This window comes from Novosphingobium aquae, assembly GCF_037572715.1.
GTDB classification, from domain to species: Bacteria; Pseudomonadota; Alphaproteobacteria; order Sphingomonadales; family Sphingomonadaceae; genus Novosphingobium; species Novosphingobium aquae.
The window spans coordinates 209,473-223,851 of sequence record NZ_JBBHJY010000001.1 but is presented as its reverse complement, the minus strand read 5'-3'; the positions used below and the strand labels follow the sequence as shown (position 1 = coordinate 223,851).

The following is a 14,379-nucleotide window of genomic DNA, read 5'->3' as shown; positions in this document are numbered from 1 at the left end:
GCGCGGTGCATCGACAGCGAAACAGACGCAAACTAAGTAACCAATTGAACCCTATAGCGCAGGCGAAGTTTCGGCGCTGGAATGACAATTAGTTGATCTCTGCTCCCATGGCTGCCATGTTGCTTGGCGCGGCCAATCCCGCGCTTGCTGCACCAAAGCCGCTGCCGCTGCTCACCGAAGGATCGGTGCAGGTTGCACCTGTGGTGGGCGATGACAACGCGGTCGCGCCCGATGAAATCGTAGTTTCCGCGCGCCAGGACGTGCCCGAGGATCCCGGCCAGGCGATCAATGTCGAAGCCTTCAAGGCTGTGACCGCAGTTGACAACGCCCTCGTCGCCCCGCTCGCCATGGGCTACAAGAAAGTGCTCCCCAGCCCCGCGCGCAGCGGCCTGCGCAATGTCCTGCGCAATCTGACCGAGCCGGTAAACTTCATCAACTTCATGTTGCAGCTGAAGCCCGGCAAGGCCGCGGAAACGGTTGGGCGGTTCGCCGTGAATTCCACCGTCGGCGTGGCCGGCCTCATCGATGTGGCCAAGAGCAAGTCGATCAAGCTGCCCTACCGCGCCAACGGATTTGGCAACACCTTCGGCTACTACGGCGTGAGCGCAGGGCCTTACATGTTCCTGCCGGTGATCGGGCCAACATCGGCGCGTGACCTTGTCGGCTGGGTGCTCGACAAGTCGATCCTGCCGTCTGTCGCCGGAACACCGTTCAACAAGCCATACTTCTCGCTCAGCACTGGAGTGGTGAAGTCGCTCGACGACCGGATCGAGCTGGATGACAAGTTCAAGGAATTCCACGCGACCGGCGATCCCTATGTCGCCGAACGCGAATGGTACCTCGCCAAGCGCCGCGACGAAATCGAGGCATTGCACGGGCGAGGACCGATGGCCGACGCGAAGAAGAAGCCGGAAGTGAAATCCGCCACCGGCTCCTGACGCCGGATCAGTCTTCGGTAGCGAGCAGGTAGAGCTTGCGCAACGCGTCGATCGGCTTGACCTCGCCCTGGTGCTCGATGTGCCAGAAGGTCCAGCCATTGCAGGCCGGTGCGCCTTGTAATTTGGCACCAAGGCCGTGGATCGAACCGATTTCCGTGCCTGACACCAGCGAACCATCGGCGCGAACCGTGGCGCTGAGGCGGCGCTTCTTGTCAGTGATCACGGTGCCGGCAGCGATCCAGCCGGTTTCGATCAGCGTACCGAAGGCTACCTTGGGCGCAGAGCGCGGGCTCTGCATGGTCTTCAATGCCGACTCATCAAGCTCCAGCGCCATCTCGATGCGTTCGAGCGCGGCTTCGCGGTAATTGCTCTCACGCTCGCAGCCGATCCATTGACGACCTAGACGCTTGGCCACCGCGCCGGTGGTGCCGGTGCCGAAGAAGGGATCGAGCACGACGTCGCCCTTGTTGGTCGTCGCCAGCATCACGCGGTAAAGCAGCGCCTCGGGCTTCTGCGTCGGGTGGACCTTGGTGCCGCCCTTCTTCAGCCGTTCCTGCCCGTTGCAGATCGGCAGGACCCAGTCCGAACGCATCTGCAATTCGTCGTTGAGCGTCTTCATCGCCGTATAATTAAACGTGTAGCGCGCCTTTTCGCCCATCGACGCCCAGATCAGCGTTTCATGCGCGTTGGTGAAGCGGGTGCCCTTGAAATTGGGCATCGGGTTGGCCTTGCGCCAGACCACGTCGTTGAGGATCCAGAAGCCCATGTCCTGCATCATCGCGCCAAGACGGAAGATGTTGTGGTACGATCCGATTACCCACAGCGCGCCATCGGGCTTGAGCACGCGGCGCGCCTCGGTCAGCCATTCGCGGGTGAACTTGTCGTAAACGGCGAAGCTGTCGAACTGGTCCCAGTGATCGGTCACGGCATCGACATGGCTGCCATCGGGGCGCGAAAGATCGCCGCCGAGTTGCAGGTTGTACGGCGGATCGGCGAAGACGAGATCGACCGAGGCGCTGGGAAGCGAGCGCATCGCCTCGACGCAGTCGCCTGCGATGATCTGGCCCAGGGGCAGCGCGGCCCGGACATCAGCCTGCGCCTGCGCCGCGCGCGGTTTGAGCAGTGTTTGCGCCATGAAAACTCGTATCCCCCCGATTCAGAACACACAGGGTGAGTTATCCACAGCCTCACGTCAACCCGCGACTCGCCGGGAATCCTTGCGATTCCGGCGGCTTGGGGGTGCCTTTCCAGCGGAACGAAACGAGTCCCACACATCATGTGGAGTCCCGTCCATCAGGCAGGACTCAACATGTGGTGGTGTGGCGCGGAGGACTCGGCGGCCCAAATAATTTCCCTCTCCCGCCGCGCCCCCGCGCAGGCAGGAGCCTCAGGAGGATGCGAGCAACACGGTGGTTGTATGCCAAGGCCTGAGGTCCCCGCCTGCGCGGGGACTCCGGATGCGCGTGCGCTTAGTCCGCCGGCGCAAGCCCCGGATCGACGCCGGTGAGTTCCACCGACACGTCCCAGAGCCGCCGCGCCACGGCAAGGTCGCACCCCTGCGGCGCCCGTTGGGCCTTGCCCGAGCTCCCACGCATTTCGCGCCATTGCTGCGAGCCGTAATAGTCGCCCGATTGCGCCGCCGGATCGGTCGCCGCCTGAAGCGCCGGCCATGCTCCCTGCGCCGCCGTATTGAGGAACAGACCCATCGCCGCACCGAGCAGGCTGCCAAGCGGGATGTGCCGCACCAGTTCGCTTGCCGCGACGCCGGGGTGGCAAGCCAGTGCCGCCACCGGCGAACCTGCCCCGCGCAGCCGCCGGTCAAGCTCGGTCATGTGCAGCAGGTTGGCGAGCTTGCTCTGCGAATAGAAATCGCCTCGATGGTAGCCCTTCGACGCATCGAGGTTATCGAAATCGATGCGCCCGGTCTTGTGGGCGATGCTCGAGGTGATGACGACGCGCGATCCCGGCGTTTCGGCCAGCTTGGGCAGCAGCAGCCCGGTGAGCGCGAAGGTGCCGAGGTGGTTGACGCCGAATTGTTGTTCGAACCCCTGCGCGGTGCGGGTCAGCGGCGGCACCATCACGCCGGCATTGTTGATCAGACAGTCGAGCCGAGCTTCTTTTCCCGCGATATCTGCCGCTGCCCGAACCGACGCGAGATCGCCCTGATCGAGCGGCAGGAAAGCAAGGTCGGCCCCGGGGGCCACTGCGTCGATGCGGGTCATCGCCGCTTCAGCCTTGTCCTTGCTGCGGCACGCCAGCAGCACCCGTGCGCCGCGCTGGGCCAGCACGCGGGCAATCTCGAACCCGATGCCGGTGTTCGACCCGGTGACGATCATCGTGCGGCCCGACTGGTCGGGAACGTCGACCTCGGTAAATCCGCTCATATCTGCAACTCCAGTTGGGCGACCGGCGCGAAACTGCGCCGATGAAGGGGTGTTGCACCGTGCGTGCGCAGCGCCGCGAGGTGCTCGGGCGTGCCATAGCCCGCATTGCGTTCCCAGCCGTAATGCGGGTGCTGCTCGGCATAGGCGCGCATCATGCGGTCGCGGTGTTCCTTGGCGATGATCGAGGCGGCGGAAATACAGGGTTCGATGGCATCGCCGCCAACGATAGCCCGCGCCGGCCAGCACCACTCAGGGCGGCGGCCCTGCGGCGTCAGGTTGCCATCGATCAGCACTTCGGCGGGTTCCTCGTCCAACAGTTCGCACAGCGCGCGCACCGCCAGCGTCATCGCCAGCATGGTGGCGCCAAAGATGTTGAGCCGGTCAATCTCGTCCACATCGACCACGCCCACGGCCCAGCGGCAGCGGCGCTTGATGCGTTCTTCCAGCAGAGCGCGGGCACTGCGCGACAGCATCTTGGAATCGTCGAGTCCGGCAGGTCGCGGGCTGCACAGCACTACGGCCGCCGCCACCACCGGTCCGGCGAGCGGACCGCGCCCGGCTTCGTCCACGCCGATCGTCCCTCCGCGCCGGTTGTTTGTCGAGCCAGTCTTGGCAATCAGGAACGGTTGGCCCATCGTCGTGCCCATGAAACGTCAAACCATCAGCCTGATGCTATCGCCCCTGCTCGTCCCTCTCGCAAGCTGCGGCGCGACCGCCGCCGGGGATAGCAGCATACAGGGACCGGCCGATTTCGTCGAGACCAACCCCTTCACCACCCGCGAAGTCGCCAAGCTCGACGAGCCTTGGGCGCTGGCCCTGCTGCCCGGAAACGCCGCGCTGGTGACCGAGAAGAAGGGCAAGCTCAAGCTGGTCGATCTGGCCAGCGGCGCGGTCACTGACGTCACCGGCACGCCGACCGTTGCTTTTGGCGGCCAGGGCGGCTTTGGCGATGTCGCTATCTCACCCGCCTTCGAAAAGGACGGAACGGTTTACCTCACTTGGGCGGAAGCCGGCGAAAGCGACACTCGCGGCGCGGTGCTTGGCCGAGCGAAGCTGGTCCGTGAAGGCACCGGCGCGCGAATCGATGGTCTCGAGGTGATCTGGCGGCAAAGCCCCAAGGTCACCGGACGCGGCCATTACAGCCACCGCATCAAGTTCTCGCCCGATGGCAAATACCTGTTCCTCACCTCGGGTGACCGGCAAAAGATGACCCCGGCGCAGGACCTGACCGTCAACCTTGGCAAGATGCTGCGCCTGACGCGCGACGGCAAGCCCGCCGCCGGCAATCCCTTCGCCCAAAAGGGCGGCGTTTCGGCGGAAATCTGGTCCTATGGCCACCGCAACCTGCTCGGCGTCGCCTTCGATGGCGAGGGCCGGCTGTGGGACATCGAACACGGACCGGCTGGCGGCGACGAGCTCAATCTGGTCAAGCCCGGCAGCAATTACGGCTGGCCGGTGGTGTCGAACGGCGATCATTATGACGGCAAGCCTATCCCCCGCCACGCCACCCGCCCGGACCTTGCCGCCCCGGCGCTGAGCTGGAACCCGGTGATCGCTCCGGGCGCGATGATCATCTGCAAGTGCGAGAAATTCCCCGCGTGGAAGGGCAATGCCCTGATCGCCGCACTCGGTGCGCAAGGGCTGGTGCGCGTCGGCATAACCGGCGACACGGCGCGCGAGGCGGAACGCTACAACATGGATGCCCGGATGCGCGGCATAGCCGAAGGCTCTGACGGGAAGCTGTGGATGATCGAGGACGGCGCGGGCGGGCGATTGCTCGAGGTGGTTCCGCGTTGAATCGTTGCACGGCGGGCCCTTTCGCCCTATCGGCCCGCCCGCAATGGCCAACATCATCCCCCTCGCCGACGTTTCGCCCAACCTTGTCGAGCAGGTGCTCGACATCGCGTTCGAGCCGGAACGTCGCCAGCGCACGGCCTACAAGGTGCGCGAAGGCACCGAGGCCTTGCCCGGCCTGTCCTTCGCCGCACTCGACGAGGACGACCTGCTGGCCGGCACGATCCAGTGCTGGCCGGTGGCGCTGACCGATGCCAATGGCCGCCGCCATCCGATGATCATGGTCGGCCCCGTCGCCGTCCTGCCGGAACATCAGGGGCGCGGCTATGGCAAGGCGCTGATGACCGCGAGCCTCGCCGCCATCGACCCGCGCGCGCCACTGGCGCAAGTGATGATCGGCGACCCGGAGTACTATGGCCGCTTCTGGGGTTTCTCCAACGAAGCGACACAAGGCTGGGACCTGCCCGGCCCCTTTGAACGGAGCCGCCTGCTGGTCCGCGCCGAAAACCCAGCCGTGCTGCCGGAAAAGGGCACGCTGGGGCCTTGGCTCGGCTAGAGCGATCTGGCATCGCTGATGGCGCATGCCATATGATCCACCGCCTGACCTTGCCGGACTGTCACTCGCAGAGATTGCGGCGCTGGTAGAAGCGCGCAAGTTGCCGCCGATTGACCAGTGGCAGCCCGAGCAGCGCGGTGACAGCGAGATGCGGGTCGCCGTCGATGGCAAGTGGTTCCATCAGGGCGGCGAGATCAGGCGCCCGGCCATGGTCCGCGCCTTTGCCACCCTGCTGCGCCGTGACGCGGACGGCCAGCACTGGCTGGTGACGCCGCAGGAAATGCTCACAATCGAGGTCGAAGACGCCGCCTTCATCGCCACCGATGTCACAGCACAGGCCGATGCGCTCGCCTTCCGACTGAACACCGATGACACTGTGATCGCCGGCCCGAACCACCCGATCATCGCGCGCGGCGATTCCGAGATTCCCGCGATCTATGTCGCGGTGCGTCATGGCACCGAGGCGCGGCTCAACCGATCGACCTATGCCCAGCTGGTCGAACTGGCGCTAGCCGGAGGCGATCTCAGCGTATCGAGCGGGGGCGAGACCTTTTCGCTGGTGCCGCGATGAGCGACCTGCATGCGCGCGTCTCGGCGCTCTATCAGCGCGGCTATGATGGTTCGCCCGCGCCGAAACTGTTCGAGGACTGGAGCGCGGTCGTCGTCGAGGAGTTCCGCCCCGCCGCCGTGCTGATCGCTATGACCGAGCGTGAGGAGCCCGGCATGATCCTGCTCCACCGCCCGTCAAACATGCGCGCCCATCCCGGCCAGATCGCCTTTCCCGGCGGCAAGATCGATCCCGGCGAAAGCCCCGAGGAAGCCGCGCTGCGCGAGGCGTGGGAGGAACTTGCCATTCCGCCCGAACAGGTGCGTGTGATCGGCACCGGCGATGTCTACCGCGCCCATTCCGGCTTCGAGATCACCCCCGTTCTCGCCGTTGTGCCGCCCGATATCGAGATCATCCCCAACCCCACCGAAGTTGCCCAGTGGTTCGAACCCCCGGTCTCGCATATGTTCGATCCCGCGAACCACGCCGAGAAGTGGGTGGAATGGGAAGGCGGCATGCGGCCCTATTACGAAATCCTGTGGCGCGAGCATAACACCTGGGGCGTCACAGCCGCGATCATCGTCAACCTGTCAAAGCGGCTCGGCTGGCATGGCTGAGCGGTTGCCCGAAACGGACTGGACCCGCCGCGAGGACCTCGCCGCACTGGTCGCCGTGCTTGGCCCCGGCAATGCCCGCTATGTCGGCGGCGCGGTGCGCGATACGCTGCTGGGCATTGCGGTCAAGGATGTCGACATTGCCACGCCGCTGCGTCCGCTCAAGGTCATCGGCAAGCTCAAGGACGCGGGTATCAAGGCGATCCCCACCGGTATCGAACACGGCACGGTGACCGCGCTTATCCCCTTCGGCCCGGTCGAGATCACCACCCTGCGCCATGACGTCAGCACCGACGGCCGCCGCGCTACCGTGGCCTTTGCCGACGACTGGCAGGACGACGCCGCGCGCCGCGATTTCACGATGAACGCGCTTTACGCCGATCCGGCCACGCTGGAAATTTTCGACTGGTTCGGCGGGATGGAGGACCTGAATGCACGGCGCGTGCGCTTCATCGGCGACGCGCGGGAACGCATCCGTGAGGATCACTTGCGCATCCTTCGCTATTTCCGGTTTCAGGCGAGGTTTGGCTCACAACCTGCTGATGCAGAATCAGAACAGGCCTGCTCAGAATTGGCCGCGACGCTCAAGTGCCTATCGCGTGAGCGCATCGGCATGGAAATGCTCAACCTGCTTGGCTTGCTCGATCCCGCGCCGACCGTGGCGCGCATGGGCGAACTGGGGGTGCTGAACCAGGTCCTGCCCGAAGCGGACGTGGCCGCGTTGACGGCACTGATCACGCACGAACAACACTGCGGCATCGCCCCCGACCCGCTGCGCCGCCTCGCCGCGCTACTCCCCGCCGATGTTTCGCACGCCGAGCAGGCTGCCAGCCGGTTCCGCCTTTCCGGCGCGCAGAAGAAGCGGCTCAAGATCGCGGCCGGGCGGGATGACGTGGGGGCCAACGCCCGCGCGCTCGCCTATCGCCTCGGTATCGACGGTGCACTGGACCGCCTCCTCCTCACCGGTGCCGATACCTCTCCGCTTCAGGGCTGGGCCGTGCCCCGCTTCCCGCTCAAGGGCGGCGAAGTCGTCGCGCGCGGTGTCAAGGCTGGCCCCCAAGTCGCCCGCATCCTTTGCGAGGTTGAGGACGCGTGGATCGCCTCCGGCTTCGACGATGCGCGCGTCCCGGCGCTGCTCGATGCCGCCACCCGCCCGGTCAGCTAAGCGAAAGCCGATGCCTGCCATAGTCCGCGCATGAACCTCGACGCGCTCATCGCATTCCTTCAGGATCAGCCGCTGCTGACACTGGCGCTGGCTGCCGTTTTTGTCACGATCCTCGGCGGAATGCTGCGGCCCACCCTGCCCCGGCTGGGCGGCGCGGTGCGCGGGATCGGCAACCTCGGCCTCGTCGCCGCGCTGTTGCTGACGATCGCACAGGTCGCGCGGCTCAGTCCGAACGGCGAGTTCAGCCTGCCCGGCGTCGGCCTGCCCGAACAAAAGGTGCAAGGCAGCGAAACCCGCGTTCAGATGTCGCGCGACGGCCATTTCTGGATCCGCACGGAGGTCAACGGCGCGCCGGTGCGTTTCATGGTCGATACCGGGGCGACGCTCACCGCGATGGCCCCGCCCGTCGCCGAGCAGGCCCGCGTCGAAAAGCAGGCAATGCGCGCGCCGGTGATCCTCAAGACCGCGAACGGCCAGACCATGGCCGAACTGGTGACGATCAAGGAACTGCGCTTCGGCAACATCATCGCGCGCGATCTCGACGCCGTGGTCGCGCAGGGTCTGGGTGAAACCAACGTGCTGGGAATGAACTTCCTGTCACGGCTCAAGTCCTGGCGGGTCGAAGGAAAAACGCTGGTGCTGGTGCCAAACAACCCGCAGGCGGCGTTGGCGGACGAGAAGCCCGCTTAAACCCACTCCGTCATCCCGGCGAAGGCCAGGACCCAGTCCGGACAAGTACGTCGTCGCTGTGCGACGACTCTATTTTCTTCGCTGAGTCCCGGCCTTCGCCGGGATCACGATTATTATCAGCTCAGCGGATCAGAACTTGTTATCCCGAGGGAAACCTGTCGGCGGCAACCTTCCCGCCGCACCGCGCGCGACCTTCCACAGGCGCATATCGCTTTCCGTCCGGGTGCGGCCAGACTCACCGCCCATCTTCCAGCTCAGTCCCTCGTCCAGCTTGAGCGTCACCGCATCGGCGAGCCCGCCGTCGCGGTAGCGTTGCAGGGTCACGCCTTGCCCCTTGGCAAGCACCGGCAGTTCCTCAAGGCTGAAGATCACCAGCTTGCGGTTGTCACCGACTACGGCGATGTGATCGTGCTCAGCCGGCATTTCGCGCACCACGGCCAGTTTCACGCCCGGCTTGGTGGTCATGACGCCCCGGCCCTTGCGGGTTTCCGCGAGCAGTTCGTCAGCCTCGGCAGCAAAGCCGCGCCCGGCGTTCGAAGCCAGCAGCAACTGCCCCTTGGGCTTATAGACCAGCAGCGCGACGATCTCCGCCCCGGCGTCAATGTCGACCATGGTGCGGACCGGTTCGCCAAAGCCGCGCGCCGAGGGCAACTTGTCGCAGCCCAGCGTGTAGAAACGGCCGTTATCGCAAGCGACCAGCAGCTTGTCGGTGGTCTGCGCGTGGAGCGCAAAGGCCGGGCCGTCGCCTTCCTTGAACTTGAATTCCTTGTCGAGCGGCTCGTGTCCGCTGGCGCCCCTGATCCAGCCCTTGGCTGACAGGATCACGGTCACGGGTGCCTTCTCGATCATTGCGTCCATCGAAAACTCGACCGTGGGCGCGGCTTCGGCAATCGTCGTGCGGCGGCGGCCGAGCACGGTTTCCTCGGCATAGTCCTTGCGCAGATTGGCCATGTCTCGCTTCAGGCGCGTGCGCTGGCGCGCCGGGCTTTCGAGCAGCTTTTCGAGCTCGTCCTTCTCGACCAGCAGGGTATCGCGCTCGCGCCGCAGTTCCATTTCCTCGAGCTTGCGCAAGGAGCGGAGCCGCATGTTGAGGATCGCCTCGGCCTGGCGATCGGTCAGCTCGAATTCCAGCATCATCACCGGCTTGGGTTCGTCCTCTGTGCGGATGATCTCGATGATCCGGTCGAGGTTGAGATAGGCGATAATGTAACCGCCGAGCAGCTCGAGCCGGTCGGCGATCTTGGCCAGCCGGTGCTGGCTGCGCCGGATCAGGATGTCGATCTGGCTCTTTACCCATTCGAGCAGCAGCAGGCGCAACGACAGCACGCCGGGGGTGCGGGTGTCGTCCAGCACGTTGAGATTCAGGCTGAACCGGCTCTCAAGGTCGGTCAGTTTGAACAGGCTCTCTTTCAGCAGTTCGGGATCGACGTTGCGGCTCTTCGGCACAAAGACGATGCGGATCTGGGTGTCCGATTCGTCGCGCACGTCTTCAAGGATCGGCAGCTTCTTGTCGGCGATCAGCTGGGCGACCTGCTCGATCAGCTTGCTCTTGCCGACCATGTAGGGTATTTCGGAAATCACGAGCTGCCACTGGCCGCCCGCCAGCTTTTCGATGCCGGTTTCCTCCCAGTTGCCGTCCTTATCCTTGCCGGTAGAGAACCGCCCGCGCACGCGGATCGCGCCCTTGCCGGTCTCGTAGGCGCGGCTGATAATCTCCGGGCTGTCGACGATGACGCCGCCGGTCGGCAGGTCCGGCCCTTGGAATATCTCCATCAGCTGCGCGTGTTCAGCGTGCGGATTGTCGATCAGCATCAGCGTCGCATCGATAATCTCGTGGACGTTGTGGCTGGGGATGCTGGTCGCCATGCCCACGGCGATGCCCGAAGAGCCGTTGGCCAGCAGGTTGGGGAACAGGCCGGGGAAGATTTCCGGTTCTTCCTCTTCGCCGTTATAGGTGGGGATGAAGGTGACCGTGCCTTCATCCAGCCCGGCCATAAGCTGAACCGCAGTCTTGGTCAGCCGCGCTTCGGTGTAGCGATAGGCGGCGGCGTTATCGCCATCGATATTGCCGAAGTTGCCCTGCCCTTCGACCAGCGGATAGCGCAGGCTGAAATCCTGCGCGAGACGGACCATCGCGTCATAGACCGACTGGTCGCCGTGCGGATGGTATTTACCGATCACATCACCCACGACGCGCGCCGATTTCTTGAAGGCATCGCTGGGGTTGAGTTTCAACTGACGCATCGCCCAGAGCAGGCGGCGGTGGACCGGCTTCAGCCCGTCACGCAGATCAGGCAGCGAGCGCGCGGTAATCGTCGACAGCGCATAGACGAGATAGCGCTCGGAAAGCGCTGAATCGAAAGGCGCGTCGACAATGGCATCAAAGGGATCGGGTTCGGTCGTTGCAGTCACCATGGTTCGGCTGCCTTAGCCGTGAGACCGGGCGCGAGGGAACCGGGGGAACCAGTTTTTCCGCCATTCGTTCTCTACCGTTGAACACCCTGCCACATCAGGCACAATCCCCGGAGCACACCATGACCAAGCGCATCCTCATCATCGCCACCGATGGTTTCGAGCAATCCGAACTTATCGAACCGAAAAAGGCGCTGGAAGCCGAAGGTTTCGAGACCGTCGTCGCCAGCATCAAGCCGGGCAAGATCCGCGGCTGGAGCGACAAGGACTGGGGCGAGAGCGTTACCGTCGATGCCCTGCTGGACGATGTCGAGGCAGAGGAATTCGATGCCCTGCTGATCCCTGGCGGGCAGATGAACCCCGACATCCTGCGGATGCAGCCGCGCGCGATCGAACTAGTCGAGGATTTCGACGAGGCCGAAAAGCCGATCGCGGCGATCTGCCATGGTCCCTGGCTGCTGGTCGAGGCCGACATTATCGATGGCCGCCGCGTGACCGGCTGGCCCTCAATCCGCACCGACCTGGAAAACGCCGGCGCGGAAGTGTTCGACGAACAGGTCGTGGTCGATGGCCACATCATCACCAGCCGCATGCCTGGCGATATTCCTGCCTTCAACGAAGCGCTGATCGCAGCGATTAATGAAGCCGATGATGAAGATGAAGACGAGCGCGAAAACGAGGCCGAAGAGGCCTGACCCGACCTAAAGCCGCTGGATATTGCGGCTTTCGCCCGGAATGCGGATCTCGATCCCGTCGAGGTCCGCATCCAGCGTGATCTGGCATGACAGACGGCTGGTGCGGGTGATCCCGGCAGCAAGGTCGAGCATGTCTTCCTCGTCCTCGCTGGCGCGGGGCAGCTTGTCGAACCATTCGGGAGCGACGATCACGTGACACGTGGAGCAGGCCATCTGGCCTTCGCAGGTGCCTTCGAGCGGCATACCAGCGGCCTGCGCGGCTTCGAGCAGGCGCGTGCCTGGCTCGGCCTCGGCGGATATTTCAGCTTCACCATTGATGAAATTGATGCGGACCACGACGTTCAAACTCCCTGCGCCGCAGCGGCGGCGTTCAAGATAGCGCAGGCGTCCTCTATTTCCCGCCTTGTCGTATAACGGCCAAAGCCCAAGCGTATAGAACTTTTCAGTGCCTTTGCCGGCAATCCGATTGCTGAGAGCACGCGGCTGGGCTCGCCCTTGCCGCTGGCGCAAGCGGAACCGGCGGAAAAGGCAATGTCGCGGCACTCGCTCATCAACCGTCCGACATCGAGCCCTTCCCGACGGAGATTGACGTTGCCCTTCCAACGGTGATCGGCGCTGCCGTTGAGTTGCCAGCCGGGCATCAATGATAGCACGAGATCGAAGAGCGCGGCGCAGTGGGCGGCGTCCTCCTCCATGCAGTCCTTCGCCAAGGCGGCCGCCGCGCCGAACCCGGCGCACAAGGCAGGCGAGAGCGTGCCGGAGCGCAGGCCGCCCTCCTGTCCGCCGCCGAAGACGATCGGATCGAGGTGAACACCGTCGCGCACCCACAGTGCGCCGATGCCCTTTGGCCCGTACATCTTGTGGCCGGTGATCGCGATCATGTCGGCCTCTGCGGGAGCGGCGATCTTGCCATAGCCTTGCACCGCATCGCAGACGAAGAGCGCGCCCTTGGCATGGGCCTTGCGCGCCAGTACCTCGATCGGCTGAATGACGCCGATCTCGTTATTGACCTGCATGACGCAGACAATGTCACTGCGCGGGGCAAACGCGGTATCCGGATCAAGCAGTCCCTCGGCGCCGACTTCCAGAACCTGGATCGGAGCGCCAGTTGCCCTCGCTGCGTTAATGACAGCGGAGTGTTCGATATTTGAAACAGCAACTTGGATAGGCTTTCTGCCAAGAATTGCGAGGTTCAGTGCCTCGGTCGCCCCACTGGTGAACACCACCCGGCCACCGGGTGGCAGCAGCGCCGCCAATTGCTCCCGCGCCACCTCGACCGCCGCCGCCGCCGCGCGGCCCGGCTTGTGGGGGCTGTGCGGGTTGGCGAAGCCCATACCCTCGGGTCCCGCCAACCACGGCAGCATGGCTTCCCGCGCCTCGGGCGCCAGCGGCGTGGTCGCCTGATAGTCGAGGTAGATCATGACGCAGTCCCTGTTCCGGCGACTTGACGCCATGCCGCGATGAATGCTTCTATCTGCTCTTTTGTTGTTTCTTGCCCGATACTTACACGGATAACCTCATCCGGGTTGGCAATATTCATGGCTTCGAGGACGTGGCTGATCCGCAGCGATCCCGAAGAACAGGCGCTCCCCGCCGAAACCGCGAAACCCATGGCATCAAAGCGGATCAGCTGGGCATTGGCCGACTTGCCCGGCATCCGGTAGGCCGCGATGGTGGGAACCCGCGCCGTGTCCTCGGCAATGGATGTGCCGCCCGCTTGGCGGATCGCGTCATCCAGCCGGTGGCGCAGCCGCACCGCCTCATCCAGCCAGTCGCGATCCGACTCCAAGGCCGCCGCCATCGCGAGCACGCCCGGCAGGTTTTCCGTGCCCGGCCGGTAACCGCGTTCCTGCCCGCCCGTGGGGCGAAGCATGGCCCAGTCCTTCACCAGCAAGGCACCGACGCCCACTGGGCCGCCAAATTTGTGGGCCGACAAGGCAATCAGGTCCGCATCGGGCGTCAGCAACTTGCCCGCCCCTTGCGCCGCATCGCACAGCAGCAGCCCGCCTGCGCCGCGAACAGCGTCAGCGATGGCCTCCAGCGGCTGCATGACTCCAGTTTCGTTGTTCGCCTGCTGGACCGCCAAAAGACCCGGAAGCGCGCAATCGGCGGGATTGACGAGGCCAAACCCATCAACCGCCAGCCGCTTCGATTCCCCGGCATGACGCAGAACAGCCTCATGCTCGACCGCACTTACCGCCGCCAGCGGCAGCACACAGCGGGTAATCGCCAGCGCAATCGCCTCACTCGCGCCGCTGGTGAAGACCACCTCGCCCTGCCAGCCAAGCGCTGTTTTCACCCGTTCGCGCGCCTCTTCCATCGCGGCGCGAGCGCCTCTGCCGGCGCGGTGCGGGCTTGAAGGATTGGCCCAGATCGCGAAGCCCCGTTCCAGCGCTTCGCGCGCTGCCGGCAGCAGCGGCATGGTCGCGGCGTGGTCAAGGTAGATGGTTTCGCGCATCAGGTCCCGAAATCGTTGCTTTTTGAGCCTCCGTTTCTATATAGCGCCAGCTTCCCGATCATAGCCCCTAGCGGACCGGCCTCCCATAAATTCCGGGACGCCGCGCGAATGGCCCGCAACACAAGG

The 14,379-nt window shown here is 64.7% G+C and carries 15 protein-coding genes; 8 read left to right on the top strand and 7 right to left on the bottom strand.

All coding sequences use genetic code 11. The features are described 5' to 3' along the window. Positions 1-107: 107 nt before the first annotated feature. Complete coding sequence (locus WG900_RS01220) at positions 108-938, top strand: MlaA family lipoprotein (RefSeq protein WP_339964098.1); 831 nt, start codon at positions 108-110, stop codon at positions 936-938. 7 nt (positions 939-945) lie between these two features. On the opposite strand, the gene WG900_RS01215 is transcribed toward WG900_RS01220, so the two are convergent. From WG900_RS01215 to WG900_RS01205, 3 genes are all read right to left on the bottom strand, one after another. Beyond that, on the bottom strand, positions 946-2,073 hold the full coding sequence (locus WG900_RS01215) for a site-specific DNA-methyltransferase (protein WP_339964097.1): 1,128 nt from the start codon (positions 2,071-2,073) through the stop codon (positions 946-948). A gap of 334 nt (positions 2,074-2,407) precedes the next feature. Further along, positions 2,408-3,322 carry an oxidoreductase gene (locus WG900_RS01210; protein WP_339964096.1) on the bottom strand — a complete coding sequence of 305 codons (915 nt, stop codon included), beginning with the start codon at positions 3,320-3,322 and terminating at the stop codon, positions 2,408-2,410. Continuing rightward, positions 3,319-3,957, bottom strand: a complete 639-nt coding sequence (locus WG900_RS01205) for a ribonuclease HII (protein WP_339964095.1) — start codon at positions 3,955-3,957, stop codon at positions 3,319-3,321. The genes WG900_RS01210 and WG900_RS01205 overlap by 4 nt, the downstream gene beginning before the upstream one ends. Positions 3,958-3,967: 10 nt before the next feature. On the opposite strand from WG900_RS01205, the gene WG900_RS01200 reads away from it, so the two are divergent. From WG900_RS01200 to WG900_RS01175, 6 genes are read left to right on the top strand one after another with little or no spacing between them, the layout of a single operon-like run. Then, entirely contained in the window at positions 3,968-5,119 is a 1,152-nt protein-coding gene (locus tag WG900_RS01200; protein WP_339964094.1) for a PQQ-dependent sugar dehydrogenase, read from the top strand. Between the two features lie 43 nt (positions 5,120-5,162). Then, positions 5,163-5,672: a GNAT family N-acetyltransferase gene (locus WG900_RS01195; protein WP_339964092.1), complete on the top strand. Its 510-nt coding sequence runs from the start codon at positions 5,163-5,165 to the stop codon at positions 5,670-5,672. Positions 5,673-5,697: 25 nt separating this feature from the next. Beyond that, positions 5,698-6,243: a DUF1285 domain-containing protein gene (locus tag WG900_RS01190; RefSeq protein ID WP_339964090.1), complete on the top strand. Its 546-nt coding sequence runs from the start codon at positions 5,698-5,700 to the stop codon at positions 6,241-6,243. Next, a complete protein-coding gene (locus tag WG900_RS01185; protein WP_339964089.1) occupies positions 6,240-6,836 on the top strand; it encodes a CoA pyrophosphatase in 597 nt (198 codons plus the stop codon). Before WG900_RS01190 ends, WG900_RS01185 begins: the two co-directional genes overlap by 4 nt. Beyond that, entirely contained in the window at positions 6,829-7,998 is a 1,170-nt protein-coding gene (locus WG900_RS01180) for a CCA tRNA nucleotidyltransferase (RefSeq protein ID WP_339964088.1), read from the top strand. Before WG900_RS01185 ends, WG900_RS01180 begins: the two co-directional genes overlap by 8 nt. A 30-nt stretch (positions 7,999-8,028) precedes the next feature. Then, positions 8,029-8,688, top strand: coding sequence for a retropepsin-like aspartic protease family protein (locus WG900_RS01175; RefSeq protein WP_339964087.1), 660 nt, complete (start codon positions 8,029-8,031; stop codon positions 8,686-8,688). A 129-nt stretch (positions 8,689-8,817) separates the two neighbouring features. On the opposite strand, the gene parC is transcribed toward WG900_RS01175, so the two are convergent. Beyond that, complete coding sequence (gene parC, locus WG900_RS01170; protein WP_339964086.1) at positions 8,818-11,103, bottom strand: DNA topoisomerase IV subunit A; 2,286 nt, start codon at positions 11,101-11,103, stop codon at positions 8,818-8,820. Positions 11,104-11,222: 119 nt separating this feature from the next. Here parC and WG900_RS01165 point away from each other — a divergent pair, with 119 nt between their 5' ends. Continuing rightward, entirely contained in the window at positions 11,223-11,795 is a 573-nt protein-coding gene (locus tag WG900_RS01165) for a type 1 glutamine amidotransferase domain-containing protein (protein ID WP_339964085.1), read from the top strand. A gap of 6 nt (positions 11,796-11,801) precedes the next feature. Here WG900_RS01165 and WG900_RS01160 read toward each other — a convergent pair whose 3' ends face one another. Genes WG900_RS01160 through WG900_RS01150 form a run of 3 tightly spaced genes read right to left on the bottom strand, consistent with a single transcriptional unit; the run spans position 11,802 to position 14,256 of the window. Beyond that, entirely contained in the window at positions 11,802-12,131 is a 330-nt protein-coding gene (locus tag WG900_RS01160; RefSeq protein ID WP_339964084.1) for a 2Fe-2S iron-sulfur cluster-binding protein, read from the bottom strand. A 5-nt stretch (positions 12,132-12,136) separates the two neighbouring features. Beyond that, positions 12,137-13,216 carry a cysteine desulfurase family protein gene (locus tag WG900_RS01155; RefSeq protein WP_339964083.1) on the bottom strand — a complete coding sequence of 360 codons (1,080 nt, stop codon included), beginning with the start codon at positions 13,214-13,216 and terminating at the stop codon, positions 12,137-12,139. Beyond that, complete coding sequence (locus tag WG900_RS01150) at positions 13,213-14,256, bottom strand: cysteine desulfurase family protein (RefSeq protein ID WP_417596899.1); 1,044 nt, start codon at positions 14,254-14,256, stop codon at positions 13,213-13,215. The genes WG900_RS01155 and WG900_RS01150 overlap by 4 nt, the downstream gene beginning before the upstream one ends. Positions 14,257-14,379 lie beyond the last annotated feature (123 nt).